12 protein-coding genes are annotated in these 17,426 nt (G+C 69.7%); 7 read left to right on the top strand and 5 right to left on the bottom strand.

Annotation, left to right across the window (positions count from 1 at the left end):
* Nucleotides 1–93: 93 nt before the first annotated feature.
* Together OG588_RS20825 and OG588_RS20820 are read left to right on the top strand one after the other, a co-directional pair.
* Nucleotides 94–1,824, top strand: a complete 1,731-nt coding sequence (locus tag OG588_RS20825; protein ID WP_405948609.1) for an amidohydrolase family protein — start codon at nucleotides 94–96, stop codon at nucleotides 1,822–1,824.
* On the top strand, nucleotides 1,821–3,284 hold the full coding sequence (locus OG588_RS20820; RefSeq protein WP_405948608.1) for an aldehyde dehydrogenase family protein: 1,464 nt from the start codon (nucleotides 1,821–1,823) through the stop codon (nucleotides 3,282–3,284). The genes OG588_RS20825 and OG588_RS20820 overlap by 4 nt, the downstream gene beginning before the upstream one ends.
* Nucleotides 3,285–3,333: 49 nt before the next feature.
* On the opposite strand, the gene OG588_RS20815 is transcribed toward OG588_RS20820, so the two are convergent.
* Complete coding sequence (locus OG588_RS20815; protein ID WP_405948607.1) at nucleotides 3,334–3,726, bottom strand: nitroreductase/quinone reductase family protein; 393 nt, start codon at nucleotides 3,724–3,726, stop codon at nucleotides 3,334–3,336.
* A gap of 52 nt (nucleotides 3,727–3,778) precedes the next feature.
* On the opposite strand from OG588_RS20815, the gene OG588_RS20810 reads away from it, so the two are divergent.
* On the top strand, nucleotides 3,779–4,648 hold the full coding sequence (locus tag OG588_RS20810; protein WP_405948606.1) for an endonuclease/exonuclease/phosphatase family protein: 870 nt from the start codon (nucleotides 3,779–3,781) through the stop codon (nucleotides 4,646–4,648).
* Nucleotide 4,649: 1 nt separating this feature from the next.
* On the opposite strand, the gene OG588_RS20805 is transcribed toward OG588_RS20810, so the two are convergent.
* Nucleotides 4,650–6,188 (bottom strand): CehA/McbA family metallohydrolase, encoded by a 1,539-nt coding sequence (locus tag OG588_RS20805; protein ID WP_405948605.1) that lies wholly within the window; start codon nucleotides 6,186–6,188, stop codon nucleotides 4,650–4,652.
* A 303-nt stretch (nucleotides 6,189–6,491) separates the two neighbouring features.
* Here OG588_RS20805 and OG588_RS20800 point away from each other — a divergent pair, with 303 nt between their 5' ends.
* The 3 genes from OG588_RS20800 to OG588_RS20790 all read left to right on the top strand — a co-directional run bounded on the left by OG588_RS20800 (nucleotide 6,492) and on the right by OG588_RS20790 (nucleotide 11,850).
* Nucleotides 6,492–9,077 (top strand): bifunctional FO biosynthesis protein CofGH, encoded by a 2,586-nt coding sequence (locus OG588_RS20800; protein ID WP_405948604.1) that lies wholly within the window; start codon nucleotides 6,492–6,494, stop codon nucleotides 9,075–9,077.
* Nucleotides 9,078–9,187: 110 nt separating this feature from the next.
* Nucleotides 9,188–9,739, top strand: a complete 552-nt coding sequence (locus OG588_RS20795) for a hypothetical protein (protein ID WP_405948603.1) — start codon at nucleotides 9,188–9,190, stop codon at nucleotides 9,737–9,739.
* A 992-nt stretch (nucleotides 9,740–10,731) separates the two neighbouring features.
* Complete coding sequence (locus OG588_RS20790) at nucleotides 10,732–11,850, top strand: ADP-ribosylglycohydrolase family protein (RefSeq protein ID WP_405948602.1); 1,119 nt, start codon at nucleotides 10,732–10,734, stop codon at nucleotides 11,848–11,850.
* Nucleotides 11,851–11,856: 6 nt separating this feature from the next.
* On the opposite strand, the gene OG588_RS20785 is transcribed toward OG588_RS20790, so the two are convergent.
* Together OG588_RS20785 and OG588_RS20780 are read right to left on the bottom strand one after the other, a co-directional pair.
* Nucleotides 11,857–13,434, bottom strand: coding sequence for a sodium:solute symporter family protein (locus OG588_RS20785; RefSeq protein ID WP_405948601.1), 1,578 nt, complete (start codon nucleotides 13,432–13,434; stop codon nucleotides 11,857–11,859).
* 135 nt (nucleotides 13,435–13,569) lie between these two features.
* Nucleotides 13,570–14,358 carry an SDR family oxidoreductase gene (locus tag OG588_RS20780; protein WP_405948600.1) on the bottom strand — a complete coding sequence of 263 codons (789 nt, stop codon included), beginning with the start codon at nucleotides 14,356–14,358 and terminating at the stop codon, nucleotides 13,570–13,572.
* Between the two features lie 81 nt (nucleotides 14,359–14,439).
* On the opposite strand from OG588_RS20780, the gene OG588_RS20775 reads away from it, so the two are divergent.
* Nucleotides 14,440–15,279, top strand: a complete 840-nt coding sequence (locus tag OG588_RS20775) for a hypothetical protein (protein ID WP_405948599.1) — start codon at nucleotides 14,440–14,442, stop codon at nucleotides 15,277–15,279.
* A 3-nt stretch (nucleotides 15,280–15,282) separates the two neighbouring features.
* Here OG588_RS20775 and OG588_RS20770 read toward each other — a convergent pair whose 3' ends face one another.
* Entirely contained in the window at nucleotides 15,283–17,208 is a 1,926-nt protein-coding gene (locus OG588_RS20770; RefSeq protein ID WP_405948598.1) for an MFS transporter, read from the bottom strand.
* Nucleotides 17,209–17,426: the final 218 nt, after the last annotated feature.

Genomic DNA, 17,426 nt, shown 5'->3' with positions numbered 1-17,426 from the left:
CCGTTGCGGGGTGCGGGTGCGTGGGGGCTGGTCGCGCAGTTCCCCGCGCCCCTGGGTAGGGCAGCGCCCCCGGAGTCCAAGGAGGCAAGGCTCATGCTCGATCACGTCATCAAGGGCGCGACCGTCGTGGACGGGACGGGTGCACCCGCGTACATCGCCGACGTCGGGATACGTGACGGTCGTATCGCTGCGATCGGCACGATCACCGATGAGTCCCGGACGTCGGAGGACGCGCGTGGGCTCGTTCTCGCGCCCGGGTTCGTCGATCCGCACACCCACTACGACGCTCAGCTCTTCTGGGACCCGTATGCCACGCCGTCCCTCAATCACGGGGTGACTACCGTCGCCGCCGGCAACTGTGGCTTCACCCTTGCCCCGTTGAACTCATCCCGGCCCTCCGACGCCGACTACACGCGGCGGATGATGTCCAAGGTCGAGGGCATGTCGCTGGTCGCGCTCGAAGAGGGGGCGCCCTGGACGTGGTCGTCCTTCGGCGAGTACCTGGACGCGCTCGAAGGGCGGATCGCCGTCAACGCCGGGTTCATGGTGGGGCATTGTGCGCTGCGGCGGTATGTGATGGGGGCGGATGCCGTGGGCGGGCAGCCGAGTGAGGAGCAACTCGCCGAGATCGTAAGGCTGTTGCACGAGGCCATGGACGCGGGTGCCTGGGGTTTCTCCACCACCCAGTCCTCCACCCACTCCGACGGTGACGGGAAGCCCGTCGCCTCCCGACATGCGCTGCCCGCCGAACTCATCGCGCTTTCCAGGGCTGTTGGGGAGCACGAGGGGACACAGATCGAGGCGATTGTCGCCGGGTGTCTGGATCAGTTCAGTGACGCGGAGATCGATCTGTTCGTCGAGATGAGCGCGGCGGCGGGGCGGCCGTTGAACTGGAACGTGCTGACCATCGACGCCGCCGTGCCGGAGCGCGTGCCCCGGCAGTTGTTCGCCAGTGAGCGGGCTCGGAAGGCCGGGGGGCGGGTCGTCGCGCTGACCATGCCGATCCTCACGCCGATGAACATGTCCCTGGGCACCTTCTGCGCGCTGAACCTGATACCCGGGTGGGGGCCGATCCTGAGCCTGCCCGTGCCCGAGCGGATCGCCAAGCTGCGCGAACCCGACGTACGGGCCGAGATGCTGCGGAACGCCAACAGCAAGGAGGCGGGCGTCTTTCGGCGGCTCGCGAACTTCGGGCGGTATGTGATCGGGGATACGTACAGCGCGGCCAACGAGGGGCTCACCGGGCGGGTGGTCAAGGACATCGCCGAGGAACGTGGGCAGGAGTCCTTCGAGTGTCTGGTCGAGATCTGTGCGGCTGATGAGCTGCGGACGGTGTTGTGGCCGATGCCTTCCGACAACGACCCGGCCTCCTGGGCGCTGCGTGCGGAGACCTGGCAGCACGAGGACGTGTTGCTCGGGGGGTCCGACGCGGGGGCGCATCTGGACCGGATGTGCGGGGCGCCGTACACGACTCGATTTATCGGGGACTGTCTGCGCGGGCGGAAGTTGGTGGGGCTTGAGCAGGCCGTGAAGATGCTCACCGATGATCCGGCTCGGTTGTTCGGGCTGCGGGAGCGGGGGCAGTTGCGGGAGGGCTGGCATGCGGACCTGGTGCTCTTCGACCCGGAACGGATCGACGCCGGCAAGGCCACCCTGGTGCACGACCTGCCGGGTGACAGTCCGCGCCTGGACTCCAAGGCGATCGGGATAACGGCCGTGTGGGTCAACGGGGTTGAGGCCATCCGGGACGACGTGGTGAGCGGGTCCGTGCCGGGGCGGGTGCTGCGGTCGGGGCGGGACACCAGGACGGTGAGCACGAAGTGAGTTCCCAAGTCGCGGGCGAGCAAAGGCTGTTCGTCGGGGGCGAGTGGGTCGAGCCGGACGGTGGGCATTACGCCGTGATCGATCCGGCTACCGAGGAGACCGTGGGGTGGGCGCCGGAGGCCTCGCGGGGGCAGGTGTTCGCCGCTGCCGCCGCCGCCCGGGAAGCCTTTGGGCCGTGGTCGCGTACGCCGGCCGAGGAACGCGCGGCGATCCTCGGGCGGGCGGCGGACATCATCCGTCGCGGGCTCGTGTCGTACGCCGAACTCGCCCAGGCGGAGACCGGCGCGACCACCGGGACCGCGCAGGGCATGCAAGTGGGCGTCGCCGCGGCCCGGTTCCGGCGGTACGCGAGCGTCGAACCGGCCGAGTGGGCGATCGCGCCGCAGGTCAACGAGGCGGGCCCGTTCGGGCGGGCGGCCGTCATGGGGGCGATTGCGGTACGGCAGCCAGTCGGTGTCGTCACCTGCATCACCTCGTACAACAACCCCTGGGCGAACCCCGCCGGCAAGATTGCCCCCGCCCTCGCCATGGGCAACACGGTGGTTGTGAAACCGGCGCCGCAGGACCCGCTGTCCGTCTACCGGATGGCGGAGGCGCTGGAGGCGGCCGGGGTGCCGCGCGGGGTCGTGAATGTCGTCAACGGGCAGTCGGTGGAGGTCGGTGAGGCGGCTGTGGAGTCGCCGGACGTCGACATGGTCAGCTTCACCGGTTCCACGGCCGTCGGGCAGCGGATCGCCGAGGTGTGCGGGCGGGGGATGAAACGGCAGTTGATGGAGCTGGGCGGGAAGGGCGCGGCTGTCGTCTTCGACGACGCGGATCTCGCATCGGCCGTGTCCGGGATCGGTACGACCTTCTCCTTCTACAGCGGGCAGATCTGTACGGCGCCCACGCGGGTGCTGGCGCAGCGTGGTGTGTACGAGCGGCTGGTCGAGCAACTGGCCCGATACGCCGGGGCGTTGAAGGTCGGCGACCCGCGCTCGCCGGACACGGTCGTCGGGCCGGTCATCTCGGCGGCGCACCGGGAGCGCGTCGAGTCGTACGTCGAACTCGGCCGGAAGGAAGGGGCGGTGGTGGTCGCGGGTGGCGAACGGCCCTCCGACGGACCGGGGTTCCTCGTCGCGCCCACCGTCCTGGCCGACTGCGCCGCCGAGATGCGGGTCGTCCGTGAGGAGATCTTCGGGCCGGTCGTCGTGGTCGTCCCCTTCGACGACGAGGAGGAAGGGATCGCCCTCGCCAACGACAGCGACTACGGCCTCATCGACTACGTGTGGTCGGGGGACGTGGCCCGCGCCTTCCGGGTGGCCCGGCTGCTGCGGGCCGGCGGGGTCGGGGTCAACACCGTGGGGCGCAACATGGAGGCGCCGTTCGGGGGCTTCAAGAAGAGCGGGGTCGGACGCGACGTCGGCTCGTACGCGCTGCACGCGTACAGCGAGGTGCAGGCGATCGTGTGGCCGGGGTGACGCGAAGCTCCCCGCCCGCCGGGCCGCATCCCCCGCCCACTGTCACCTGTCACCTGTCCAGATCCACCCGCACCGTCAGCAGACTCGACCCCATCGCCTTCACCGCCGCGCTGTTGAAGCGGGGCAGGGTGCGCAGGCGGGCCTGAGGGTCGTCGTCCGGGAGCAGGTGGGCCGTGCCGGTGTGCCAGCGGCCCATGATGCGGACCCGTACCTTCGGGTTCGCCTTGATGTTGCGGACGTACTGGGAGAGTTCGCCGAACTCCGAGACCAGCCAGAAGGTGTCGCCGACGCGGCGGCCGCCGAGTGGGGTGCGGCGGGGTCGGCCGGAGACGCGGCCGGTGGTCTCCAGGACGGTCTGGGTGGGGAGGTGGCGCATGGCCGAGTTCAGCAGGCGCTGGAATCTCGTGACATTGCGGTACTTGGACTCGGGGGTGCTCGGCATCGGTTTCCGGATCTCCTGTCGGCTGGCTGCGTCCGTGGACTTCAATCATTCCGTGCGCATCGTGACGTGGAACCTGTGGTGGCGGTACGGGCCCTGGGAGGCCCGGCAGAAGGCGATTCTCGCCGTGTTGCGGGAACTGCGGCCCGATGTCGTCGGGTTGCAGGAGGTGTGGGACACCGGGGGCGCGGACGGTACTGCTGGTACCGGCGGTACCGATGGCTCCAGCGGTGAGAACCTCGCCGCCTGGCTCGCCTCGGAACTCGGCATGCACTGGACCTGGGGAGCCTCTCACGACCCCGGGTTCTGGCAGCGACGACTCGGCGACCCCACCGTCGGCATCGGCAACGCCGTCCTCAGCCACTGGCCCGTCGCCGAGCGGGCCGTGCTGCCGCTGCCGCCGGGCGACGGTGACGGCGGGCGGCTCGCGCTGTACGCGGGGCTGGACGCGCCGGGGTATCGCGTCCCCTTCTTCACCGCCCACCTCTCCTCCGCGGTCGAGGCCTCGGCCGTACGGTGTCAACAGGTCACCGCACTCGCGGAGTTCGTCGCCGAGCATCGCGGCGACGGGACGGCCTTCCCTGCCGTCGTCACCGGCGACTTCAACGCCTGGCCGGACTCGGACGAGGTCCGGCTGTTCGGCGGGTACCGGACGGCGCCCGCCGTACCCGGTCAAGTCCTCATGGACGCTTGGGACTTCGCCGAGCCGGGAGCCCCTTCGGTCACCTGGGACCTCGCGAATCCTTACGTGGCGGGCACGTTCGGGCCCAGCGTCCGGATCGACTACGTCTTCGTGGAGCCGATGGAGCGGGGCCGGCCCGGCCATATTCGGAGCGTACGGCGGGCGGGGGACGGGCCGGTCGACGGGGTGTGGCCCACGGATCATGCGGCTGTTGTTGTCGACCTGAGCGACGGCAGGGCCTAGTTCACCGTTCGGCCTCACCCAGGAAGATCGGATTCGTGAACGCGGCCAGCGCCCCCGGTACCGCCCCCGCCGCCGTTTCGTGCCTCAACTCGGCCCGTACGTACGCCGTGTAGACCGCCGTCGTGTGCCACTCCACGGTCCCCGCCCCACTCACCGGCAGCGGGCCGCTGGTGAACAGAACCCCCTGGTCGGTCACGAAGCGGACGGTGCAGCGCGGGGCGCCGGCGACCTCCAGCCGTACCGTGACCGGGGTGTCCGCGTCGACCCTCAACCGGTCGCCGATTCCCGCGTGTTGGGCCCGGCCGCCGGACGCGGTGAAGGTGAGGGAGAGGTTCTTGGACTCGGAGATGTAGGAGTGGCCCGCGCGGATGCCGTCCTGGATCGCCTCCCGCGTCAAGTCCTCGGCCAGGACGACGGTTTGGGGCAGGCCGATCGCGTCCGGGTCGCGGTGGGCGTCGCTGTTGCCCATCGCCGGCAGCCACCCCGGGTTCTCCCGGTTCTCCCGTACGGAGGCCACCAGCGTCGCGTCCCAGGAGGCCAGGGCGATCTCGTCGTCGGGCGTGTAGGGGCCGTTCCACACCTCGACGGCGTCCGCCTCGCCGAAGCCGAACTTCCAGGCGCAGCCGATGCAGGTGGCGTGCGGATGGGCCGGGACCACCAGGCCACCGGCCCGCCGGATCTCGCGGGCGAACCGTCCGAAGCGGTTGTCGCGCGCCCGGTACCGCCAGTCGACGAAGGTGCCGGGCTCGGTGCCGAGGGCGACCACGTGACCGTTACGGGTCGTGATCTCCTCGCCGAGCATGATGAGCAGGTCGTCGCCTGCTTCCGGGGCCCAATGGGGGTGCGAGGACGGGGTGTTGTGGTCGGAGGAGTTGATGAAGTCCAGGCCCGCCGCCCGCGCCAGCGCCGCGATCTCGGCGGGGGTGCGGCGCCCGTCGGAGTACCAGGAGTGCAGATGGCAGTCACCCCGATACCAGGCCCGCCCGCGCCCCCTCGCCCGCTCCGGCGGATACACCGGCCGTGGCGCGACGCCCGGTTCGCCGTAGGTGAGCGTGATCGTGAGCTCGTACGACAGTCCCTGCGGGGAGACGGTGTACGGGCCCAGCGCCACGTGCCAGGTGCCGGCGTGCACCGGGCCGGGGAGGTAGCCGGGGGTCGCGTCGTCCACGCGGAGAAAGAACTCCGTGCGCGCCCCGCCCGACCAGCCCCGGAAACCCCGGCCGCCCAGATCGGTGCCGCGCTGGTCGAAGATGCCGATGTCGAGCGCGTTGCCCTGGGTGCCGGCCGGGACGGGCGGCTTGTCGTACGTGTAGGCCACCCTGATCTCGTTGACCCCCGTGGGGATCTCGACGGGCACGTACACATAGTCGGGCGAACCGGTCGGGAGCGTGCCCCGGACCGTCCGCGTCTCCTGGGCACCGCTTGCGGGAGTTGCCGCACCGCTTGCGAAGGTCACACTCCCCAACGTAAGCGCGGCGGTGGCGCCCGTCACGATCAGCGCACGTCGGTTGAGGCCGTTTCCGTGATCGTCGTCGCACATGCTGCTGCTCCCGGGGGGTCGTGAGGGACAGGGATGGCGCGGAGGTGAGCGGAGGTGACCCGTACGACTCTGATAGTCGGCTGTGAACTCCCGTGCAAGGACAGGGAATCGGCGGGTGTCGGGAAACCGGAGTCGGCATGGGGAGGGTGCGGGGAAGGTGGGGTGGAAGGCGGGGGAGGACGGAGCCGGTATCAGCGAGGGGGGAGTGCTCCCACTGCCAGTGACACCGTGTAACGACCTGCCCGGCCGGAACGAATCGGGCGCCCCTCTTTGGCCTGATCACACCGATCGTATGCTCGAAGGATGACGACTCCCGCGAGCTCCGGAACCGGCCCGACCGAGAACTCCATGCGTCGCGCCCTCAAACGGGCCCGTGACGGCGTCGCCCTCGACGTCACGGAAGCGGCGGTGCTGCTCCAGGCCCGCGGCGAGGCCCTCGACGACCTCACCGCGTCCGCCGCCCGGGTGCGCGACGCGGGCCTGGAGACGGCCGGCCGCCCCGGCGTGATCACGTACTCGAAGAGCGTCTTCATCCCCCTCACCCGCCTCTGCCGCGACAAGTGCCACTACTGCACCTTCGTCACCGTCCCCGGCAAGCTCCGCCGCGCCGGCCACGGGATGTTCATGTCGCCGGACGAGGTCCTCGACATCGCGCGCAAGGGCGCGGCCCTTGGCTGCAAGGAAGCCCTCATCACCCTCGGCGACAAGCCCGAGGACCGCTGGCCGGAGGCGCGCGAGTGGCTCGACGCGCACGGCTACGACGACACGATCGCGTACGTCCGCGCCATCTCGATCCGCATCCTGGAGGAGACGGGCCTGCTCCCGCACCTCAACCCCGGGGTGATGACCTGGACGGACTTCCAGCGCCTGAAGCCGGTGGCGCCGAGCATGGGCATGATGCTGGAGACGACCGCGACCCGGCTCTGGTCCGAGCCCGGCGGCCCGCACCACGGCTCCCCGGACAAGGAACCGGCCGTACGCCTAAGGGTGTTGGAGGACGCGGGCCGGTCCTCGGTCCCCTTCACCTCCGGCATCCTGATCGGCATCGGCGAGACGTACGAGGAGCGCGCGGACTCCCTCTTCGCACTCCGCAAGATCTCGCGCTCCTACCACGGCATCCAGGAACTGATCATCCAGAACTTCCGCGCCAAGCCGGACACGGCGATGCGCGGTATGCCGGACGCGGAACTGGACGAGCTGGTGGCGACGGTCGCGGTGGCGCGCCACATCATGGGCCCGTCGGCCTGCATCCAGGCCCCGCCCAACCTGGTCGACTCGGAGTACAAGCGCCTGATCGGCGCGGGCATCGACGACTGGGGCGGGGTTTCCCCGCTCACCATCGACCACGTGAACCCCGAACGCCCGTGGCCGCAGATCGAGTTGCTGCGCGAGGAGTCGGCGGAGGCGGGCTTCGAACTGCGCGAACGGCTGTGTGTGTACCCGGAGTTCGTGGGGCGGGGCGAACCCTGGCTGGACCCACGCCTGTTGCCGCACGTACGAGCACTGGCGGACCCGGAGACGGGACTCGCGCGTGAGGACGCGGTGGTCGAGGGCCATGCGTGGCAGGAGCCGGAAGAGGCCTTCGTGTCATCCGGCCGCACGGATCTCCATACGACGATCGACACGGAGGGCCGTACGTCCGACCGCCGTGACGACTTCGACGAGGTCTACGGCGACTGGGGCGCCCTGCGTGAGGCGGCGGCACCCGGCATGGTCCCCGAGCGCATCGACACGGACGTACGGCAGGCGCTGGCGACGGCGGCCGACGACCCGACGAAACTCACCGACGCGGAGGCGCTGGCCCTGCTGCACGCGGACGGCCCGGCGCTGGACGCGCTGACCCGGATCGCGGACGACGTGCGGAAGTCGGTGGTCGGGGACGAGGTGACGTACATCGTCACGCGGAACATCAACTTCACCAACGTCTGCTACACCGGCTGCCGTTTCTGCGCCTTCGCGCAACGCCGTACGGACGCGGACGCGTACACGCTGTCGCTGGACCAGGTGGCGGACCGAGCCCAACAGGCCTGGGAGGTGGGGGCAGTTGAGGTCTGTATGCAGGGCGGCATTCACCCCGACCTGCCCGGCACGGCGTACTTCGACATCGCCAAGGCGGTGAAGGAGCGGGTCCCCGGGATGCATGTCCACGCGTTCTCCCCCATGGAGGTCGTCAACGGCGCGACGCGCACCGGCCTTTCGATCCGCGAGTGGCTGACGGCGGCGAAGGAGGCGGGCCTGGACACCATTCCCGGTACGGCGGCGGAGATCCTGGACGACGAGGTGCGGTGGGTCCTGACGAAGGGCAAGCTGCCGACGGCGACATGGATCGAAGTCGTCACGACGGCCCATGAGTTGGGCATCCGGTCGTCGTCGACGATGATGTACGGCCACGTGGATCAGCCGCGGCACTGGCTGGGCCACCTGCGGACGCTGGCGTCCATCCAGCAACGCACGGGCGGCTTCACGGAGTTCGTGACGCTGCCGTTCATCCACACGAACGCGCCGGTGTACTTGGCGGGGATCGCGAGGCCCGGCCCGACGATGCGGGACAACAGGGCGGTGGTGGCGATGGCGAGACTGCTCCTCCACCCCTGGATCCCCAACATCCAGACGAGCTGGGTGAAGTTGGGCTCGGAGGGTGCGGCGGAGATGCTGCGCTCCGGGGCGAACGACCTCGGCGGCACGTTGATGGAGGAGACGATCTCGCGGATGGCGGGCTCGTCGTACGGCTCCTACAAGTCGGTGCGGGACCTGGTCGCCGTAGCGGAACTGGCGGGAAGGCCGGCGAGGCCGCGGACGACGTTGTACGGCGAGGTCTCGGAGGAACGACAGCGGGCCGCTTCCGTCTCGGACGGGCATCTGCCGGAGCTGTTGCCGGTGCTGGACTGAGCGGGCGGGGGCTTGGATGGGGCGGGTGCCGGGATGGGGGCCGGTACGATGATCCGACCCCTGTTCGATCGGGATGTGGGGGCTGTGAGTAGCTGAGGAGATGCGTGCCCGTGCCTGCCTCCAAGGTCTGGGTGACCGGTCTGACGGTGGGAGCGATCGCCGCGGTGACGGTCCTGGCCGTCCAGGCCAACAAGGGGCCGCACCCGAAGGCGCCCGTCGCCCAGCCGCGCGCCTCGGCGTCCGCGCACGCGTCCACGTCCCCGAAGCCGCACGTGACGGCCGCCGCGGTACCGGCCTCCTCCGGTACCGGGCGGCGCATCGTCTACGCCGTCGGCCAGAAACGGGTCTGGCTGGTCGACGCGAGCGACAAGGCCGGCCGGACGTTCGCGGTCTGGCCGGGCACGGTGAGCCCGGACCCGGGCACGTACACGGTGTCGGTCCGCAAGGACGCCACGACGGGCTCCGACGGCGTCCAGATCGAGAACATCGTCTACTTCGCCACCAAGGCGGGCCTCAACATCGCCTTCTCCAACGCGGTGGACGGCTCCTCGCCCCCGCCGGCGGCGGGCAAGGAGACGGGCGGCGTACGGATGGGCAAGGCGGACGGAGCGGCGCTGTGGGCGTTCGGGACGACGAGCACGAAGGTGATTGTGGTCAAGTAGCGGAGGCGCTAGTGGCCGTACCTTGGGGAGTGGCCGTTGGGCCGCCCGCTTCTTTGTGAGTGTCGGGCTTCCGTGCCCCGAGTAAAGGGCGCTCCCTGCGGTCGCGTCGGCTGCGCCGATTCCGCTGCGCTTCACCCTTGACTCGGTGCACTCCAGCCCGTTGGAGAAGCGAGCGGGCGGCCCCGAGGGATGGGTGGCCAGGCATACATCCCCTTGCCCGTGCTGCGTTGTGGGCCGGTGTGGAGGGTGCGCGCTCGCGTCTCGCCTGCACGCCGGGTCGGCTCAGCGGCCAACGGTGAGTGGGGAGTGGCGAGTGGTGAGTGGGGACTTGAGCCGTAGGCATGGGGCCATGGGCCATGGGCCATGGGCTGCGGGCTGTAGGCGGGGTCGGGTCGGTTCTGGGCGGCGGCCCGGAGGACGGCCCCCCACCGCCCGGCCCTCCCCGGCCCTCCCCGGGTACCCGGGGTACCCGGTTCGCAGAAGTGTGACAGTTCCGGCGGAAGTGTCACACTTCCCCGACCCACCCACCGCCCTGGCCCCCCTCACCGCCCCGGCCTCCCGCCTGCCCTGTCTCCGACCCTGTCTATGGCTCAAGTCCCCACCCGGGGCTGGCCGCTGAGCCGGCCCGGCGTGCTGGCGAGGCGCGAGCGCGCATCCGTCACCCCGGCCGACAATGCAGTACAGGTAAGGGGATGTGTGCCTGGCCACCCGTTCTTCCGGGCTGCTCGCTCGCTTCTGAAACGGGCTGGAGCGGACCGAGTCAAGGGTGGAGCGAAGCGGAATCGGCGCAGCCGACGCGACCGCAGGGAGCGCCCTTTACTCGGGCCGCGGAAGCCCGACTCTGACTGAGAAGCGAGTGGCCCAACGTCCACACCACCAACCCCCTCCCAGCCCAACCCCTGTATACCGATCCACCCCCTCAACCCACCGTCCCCGTTCGATTACAGTGCTGAACTGACTCGTACGTACGACGGAGCCCTGAGGAGGCCTGGGTGAGTACGGCAACCGCGGCCGTCTGGGGCCGGGTCGAGCAGCAGGATTTTCGGAGTCGGGTGCGGGGGACGCTGCTCGGGGCCGCTGTGGGGGATGCCCTTGGTGCGCCCGTCGATCTGTTGGCGATCGACGAGATCCGGGAGGCCTACGGTGCGGAGGGCGTCGTGGATCTCGCCTTCGGGTACGGGCGGCGGGGCGCCGTCACGCATCTCACGCAGCTCACTCTCTTCACCGTGGACGGGTTGATCCGGGCGCAGGTCAGACGGGATACCGGTGCTTGGCATCCGCCCACCGATCTGCATCGGGCCTATCTGCGGTGGGCCGCCACCCAGCACGACTGGGGGCCCGATGAGCGTCGTAAGGACGACGGTTGGCTCGCGCGGGAGGAGTGGCTCTACGCTCGGCGGGATCCAACTCGGGCTTGCTTGTTGGGACTTGGGGATGAGCGGATGGGGACTCTTGACGCGCCCAAGAATCCTGGTGAGGTGGGGAGTGAGGCTGCCGTACGGTCCGCGCCTTTCGGGTTGCTCGTGGGGTGGGAGCCTCAGTTGGTGATGCAGCTCGCCGTGGAGTGTGCGACGCAGACTCATGGGCATCCCGTCGGGTATCTCTCCGCCGGTGCCTACGCCGTCATCGTGCACGGGCTGGCCCGAGGGGAGAGCCTCGACGCCGCCGTGCAGCGGGCGCTCGCCCTGCTCGCCGCGCGGCCCGGACATCCGCCCGTCTCCGACGCCCTTCAGCGCGCCCTCGGTGCCGTACGGCAGGGGATGCCCACCTCCGGGCGGGTCGAGGAGCTGGTGGGGGAGGGGAGCGCGGAAGGGGTGCTCGCCGGGGCCGTCTACTGCGCGCTCGTCGGGGAGGACGTACGGCATGGGTTGTGTCTCGCCGTGAATCAGGGCGGGCCCTCGGGCGCCACCGGGGCGCTCACCGGTGGGCTGGTCGGGGCGCTGTACGGCGAGACGGCCCTCCCGCCGGCCTGGCTGGCCGAGCTGGAGGGCCGTCCCACGTTGCTTGTGCTCGCCGACGACTTCGCGGTGGAGATGACCCAGGGGCCCGCGTTGCACGGGCCCGCCGGGTCCGCCCCGGGGTGGATCGCCAGATACCCCAGAGGCGCGTAGCCGTAGCTACGACTGGCTGCCCACCACGTCGTCGCCCGCCTGCGCCTGGGCCGGTACCGCCACTGCCGCCGCCTCTCCGTCGTCGTCCCCGCCGCCGTTGATCTTCTCGATCAGCGCGTCACGCTCAGGGGTGTCCTCGGGCTTCACATAGCCGATGAGGATGTAGAGGACCAGGGAGACCGCCAGCGGGATCGACACCTGGTACTGGAGCGGGACTCCGCCGTCCACCTCCCAGTTGATCGGGTAGTTGACCAGCCAGAAGGCGAACAGGCCCGCCGCCCAGCTCGTCAGCGCCGCCGTGGGACCGGACTTGCGGAACGGGCGGAGCAGACCCAGCATCATCGGGATCGCGATCGGGCCCATCAGGCCGGCGACCCACTTGATGACGACCGTGATGATGTCCTTGAACGTGGGCGAGTTGATCTGTGTCGCCACCGACATCGACAGGCCGAGGAAGACGACCGTCGTCACGCGGGCCGCGATGAGCCCCGAACGGTCGTCCCACGCACGGGCCTTGGCCGATACGACCGGTGCCACGTCCCTCGTGAAGACCGCTGCGATCGCGTTGGCGTCGGACGAGCACATCGCCATCGTGTGGGAGAAGAAGCCGACGACCACCAGGCCCAACAGGCCATGAGGGAGGAGTTGTTCGGTCATCAGGCCGTAGGAGTCGGAGCCGTCCGGCTTCTGCGCGTGGACCAGGAGCGGGGACATCCACATGGGGAAGAAGAGGACCGTCGGCCAGATGAGCCACAGCGCCGCCGACAGGCGGGCCGAACGCTCGGCTTCGTAGGGGCTCTTGGTGGCCATGTAGCGCTGGGCCTGGTTGAGCATGCCGCCGTTGTACTCGAAGAGTTTGATGAAGAGGAACGCGAGGAGGAAGACCGTGCCGTAGGGGCCGACGAGCGGTTTGCCGTGGCCCTGGAGCGCCGGTTCGTCCCAGGCGCCGAAGAATCCGATGCCCTTGTCGTTCAACTTCAGTACGACGGCCACGAACATGGAGACGCCGGCGAGCAACTGGATGATGAACTGGCCGAGTTCGGTCAGCGCGTCCGCCCACAGGCCGCCGATCGTGCAGTAGACGGCCGTGATCGCGCCGGTGATGAGGATGCCCTGGTTCAGGGACACACCTGTGAACACCGACAACAGGGTCGCGATCGCCGCCCACTTGGCCGCCACGTCCACGATCTTCAGCAGCATCCCGGACCATGCGAGCGCCTGTTGGGTCTTGAGGTTGTATCGGTTCTTCAGGTATTCGAGCGGGGATGCCACATGGAGCCGTGAGCGCAGCCGGTTGATGCGCGGTGCGAACAGCTTGGAGCCGATGGCGATGCCCAGCGCGATCGGGAACGACCAGGTGATGAAGGACGTGACGCCGTAGGTGTAGGCGATGCCCGCGTAGCCGGTGAACATCACCGCGCTGTAGCCCGACATGTGGTGCGAGATGCCGGACAGCCACCACGGCATCTTCCCGCCGGCCGTGAAGAAGTCGCTCACGTTGTCGACGCGCTTGTGCGACCACACGCCGATCGCCACCATCACGCCGAAATAGCCGATGAGCACGGCCCAGTCGAGCCCGTTCATATGCGCCCTCCCACGATTGAGCCGGTTCAGCCCGGGGCTCATCGTGGGCGGTCGCGCGTGAGCACGACAAGTAAGCGCACGGTCAAGGGGAAGTAAAATCGTTCGGATTGATGTTCCGCGTTCAGCTATGTGAACTCATCGCATCAGCTCACCGGCGTTGACCAGCAACGACTGTCCCGTGATCGCCCGCGCCCGTTCCGACGCCAGGAACACCGCCGCGTCCGCCACATCCCCGTCCGTCGCCAGCTCGGGCAACGCCATCCGGTCGGACAGCCGCTTCAGCACCTCCGCCTCCGGCACCTGCTCCGTGTGCGCGGTGAACTGCACGAACGCCTCCACCGGCGGCCCCCACATCCACCCCGGCAGCACGGTGTTCACCCGGATCCGGTACGGCCCCAACTCCCGTGCCAGCGAGTACATCGCGCTCGTCAGCGCCCCCTTCGACGCCGCGTACGCCGCCTGCCGCACCTGCGAGGGCGCGGCTACGGCCGACTGCGTCCCGATGAACACCACCGAGCCGCCGCCCACCTCCTTCAGTGCCGGCAGACAGGCCCGCGTCATCTTCAGTGTCCCCAGCAGATTCACGTCGATCACCGACTGCCAGGTCGTGAAGTCCGCGTCCTCAACCCCGCCGAAGTAGCTGTCCCACGCGGCCACTTGGACCACCGCGTCGACCCGCCCGAACCGCTCCAGCGCCACCGCCACGAGCGCCTCGCACTGCGCCTCGTCCGTGATGTCCGTCGCCCGGTACGCGGTGTGCGTGCCGTCCGGATCGATCTCGGCGGCCGACTTGGCGAGATTCGCCTCCGTGCGCGCACCGAGCACGGCGTTCCCCCCGTCCCGCACCACGGCGGCGGCGACCTGGTGACCGAGCCCGGCCCCGACCCCCGAGACGACGACGGTCTTGCCCGCGAGCAGCGACATCCGATCCCTCCCGGGGTCTGGCGGTTTATCTGACGGGGCGTCAGAGTATGGGCGACCGGCGGAGGACGGAAGGGGAGCGACGTGAGCGAGGAAACCCGGAGCGACGTGTACGCCGAACTGGCCGCCGTAGGACCGTACGGAGTCCGGCCGGGGCATGCGCTGATCACCATGGTCGAACCGCATCCCGGCCACGAGTACGCCTACAACCGCTGGTACGAGGACGACCACTACTACGCGGGCGCGATGGCCATGCCCTGGATGTACTCGGGCCGCCGCTGGGTCGCCACCCGCGATCTCCAACTCCTGCGCCGGCCCGAGAAGTCGGCGATCGCCGAGCCCGTCACCGCCGGCTGCTACCTCTCCACGTACTGGGTCACCGAGGGCCGCTACGACGACCACATGAAGTGGACCGTCGGCATCAACAAACGGCTCAACCGGGATGGGCGGGTGTACCAGGACCGTACGCACGTCTTCACGGCGTTCCAGGACCACGAGGCGACCGTCTACCGCGACGGCGCGGCGGGACCGAGGGACTTCCACGCCCTCGACCATCCTTACGCCGGGCTGGTGTTGGAGGTCGTCGACAGCGAATCGGCCGAGCAGCGCGCCGAGTTGCTGGAGTGGCTCCGCTCCCGGCATCTCCCCAAGCGGCTCGCCGGGTCACCGGCCGCCATGGTGACCGTCTTCCGGCCGACACCGCTGCCGGGCGACCGCATGACCTACGTCAAGCAGGTCGAGGGGGTCGACACCCGACTCACGTTGCTGTGGTTCCTGGAGGCGGATCCGCGGGAGTGCTGGGAGGAGTACTTCGGGGATCTTGAGACGCCGGTGGCCGAATCGGGGCTGGGGCGCGTGGAGTTGGTGGCACCGTTCATCCCCACGGTGCCGGGCACGGACAGGTACGTGGACCAACTCCGCTGACCACTACTTCAGTTCATCCGGACACGGAGTACCCCGAGGCAACTGGTACGGCGCCGCCAGCCGATATGTCCCCGTCTTCGGCGCCAGCAACATCGTCCACTTGTCGCCCTTGGAGTCCTCCTCCGTCTCCATCAGACACCCGTTGAGGTTGTCGTACGTCTTCGGCGTGCCCTCGGCACGGTGCTTGGACGCGTCGGTCTCCTGCGGGGGCTTGAGGCTCTTGCCCTTCGCGTCGACGATGCTCAGCCACGGCGAGTACGGGATGCGGATGAGGATCCGGCCCTTCTTCTTCACCTCGATGGTCAACTCGCCCTGCTCCGCCCGGTCGACGACCGAGTTCGGCTCGGCGAGCGGCGTCGGATCGGTGACCTGGAACAGCTGCCAGTTCGTGTCGCCCCAGACCTGCTTCAGATACGGCATCCCGCGCTGGACCAGGGCCCGTTCGCGCTCGCCGCCGTCGCCGTCCAGCTTGTCCTTCGGCAGCACGACGTAGTGGACGGCCCAGCGCTGGAGCCACTCGTGGTAGTTCGCCGAGTTGAGGGTGTCGTCGTAGAAGAGGGGGTTGCGCTCCATGTCGGCCTGGCGGTTCCAGCCGCGGGCCAGGTTGACGTAGGGCGCGAGCGCGGAGGCCTCGATGTGGGACGCGGCCGGGACGACCTCGACGCGGCCGCGCTCGGCGCCGACCGTCTGCAACTCGTTGACGAGCGGGGCGAGTTCGTGCGACCAGGACGCGGCCGGTGCGGTGTTGATGACGTCGTCGACCGACTTGAAGCCGATCCAGCCGTTGAAGCCGACGAAGGCCAGCGCGATCGCGTACCACTTGCGCGAGCGCGGCACCGCGAAGGGCAGCGCGGCGATCAGGGCCACGCCCGCGAACAGCATCGCCAGTCGGCTGATGTTCGAGCCGATCTGCGAACTGACCAGCCAGACCAGGATGACGCCGATGCTGTACACGGCCGCCGTGATCCGTACGGTCTTCCACTCGCGCGGCACCAGGAAGTAGACGATCACCCCGGACGCCAGCGGCAGGATCATCGAGCCGAACAGCATCGGCTGCGTCCCGGAGAACGGGAACAGCCAGGCGGAGACCGCCACCACGGCCGCGGGCGCGAGCCCGAGGGCCCATGCACCCGGGCGCCGCTTCTGAAGGAACAGGGCTACGGCGACCAGGCCCACGAACAGCCCGGCCACCGGCGACGACATGGTCGCGAGCGCGGCCAGCGGGGCCGCGCACAGGGCCTTCGCCCAGCGTTTGTAGCGCCAGCGGTAGGGCCAGCAGAACACCACAGCCACCGCGCCGAGTCCGAACACCAGGCCCAGGCCGTAGGTCACGCGGCCCGACGCCGCGTTGCACAGCAGCGCGAAGACACCCGCGAGCGAGGCCCACAGCGGGTTCTTCACCGAGCGGCTGCGGATCAGGATCATGGTGAGCAGGCCCGCCGAGATGGTCCCGGCGATCATCATCGTCGTACGGACACCGAGCACCGACATCAGATACGGCGAGACCACGCTGTACGACACCGGGTGCATGCCGCCGTACCAGGCGAGGTTGTACGCCGAGTCCGGGTGCCGGCCGACGAACTCCGCCCAGGCGTCCTGCGCCGCGAGGTCGCCACCACTGTTCGCGAACGTGAAGAACCAGACGATGTGGAGGACACCGGAGAGGAGCGTGAAGCCGATCACCGGGTGAGCGAGGAAGGGGGCGCGGAGGCGGTCGACGAACCGCGTCAGGCGGGTGCTGTTCTCACGGGTTTCGACCTCGCGGGTCCCGCCGTCGTCCGGGTGCCGGGCGTCGTCCGGGTACTGGGCGTCGGCTGCTGCCGCGTCATCCGCCTTGTCTGTCGCGGTGTGCGCGGGTACGCGTATTCGCGGGCCGGTCACCGGGCCCGGATCGGCATCGTCGGCGCGTGTCGGCTCCGCTGTGGCCACCTGAAGGCACTCCCCGTGTCCCGTCTTCTGTTCCCGGCCGCGTTCCGTCCCGTTCCCGGCCTGTTCGACGCCGCGTCCCGCTCGACCGGCGACGTGCCCCGATTCGCGACGCCAGGACCTGCCCGGCGGATCCTGTCGCAGACGCGGGGTCCGGCACGCACATCTGCCGCGTTGTCGTCGGTTGCCGACGCTCCGCGTCGCCGCCCTCCTCCGCCTTG

The sequence above is a fragment of the Streptomyces prunicolor genome, assembly GCF_045162825.1.
Taxonomy (GTDB): domain Bacteria; phylum Actinomycetota; class Actinomycetes; order Streptomycetales; family Streptomycetaceae; genus Streptomyces; species Streptomyces prunicolor.
Note: the sequence above shows the minus strand (reverse complement) of the source record. Positions and strands in the feature narration are given on the sequence as shown.

Excerpts from the sequence above, each read along its gene's own strand:
- OG588_RS20825 (WP_405948609.1), top strand. The coding sequence starts at position 94 with ATGCTCGATCACGTCATCAAGGGCGCGACCGTCGTGGACGGGACGGGT.
- OG588_RS20815 (WP_405948607.1), bottom strand. The coding sequence starts at position 3,726 with ATGCCGAGCACCCCCGAGTCCAAGTACCGCAATGTCACGAGATTCCAG.
- OG588_RS20805 (WP_405948605.1), bottom strand. The coding sequence starts at position 6,188 with ATGTGCGACGACGATCACGGAAACGGCCTCAACCGACGTGCGCTGATC.
- OG588_RS20800 (WP_405948604.1), top strand. The coding sequence starts at position 6,492 with ATGACGACTCCCGCGAGCTCCGGAACCGGCCCGACCGAGAACTCCATG.
- OG588_RS20785 (WP_405948601.1), bottom strand. The coding sequence starts at position 13,434 with ATGAACGGGCTCGACTGGGCCGTGCTCATCGGCTATTTCGGCGTGATG.
- OG588_RS20780 (WP_405948600.1), bottom strand. The coding sequence starts at position 14,358 with ATGTCGCTGCTCGCGGGCAAGACCGTCGTCGTCTCGGGGGTCGGGGCC.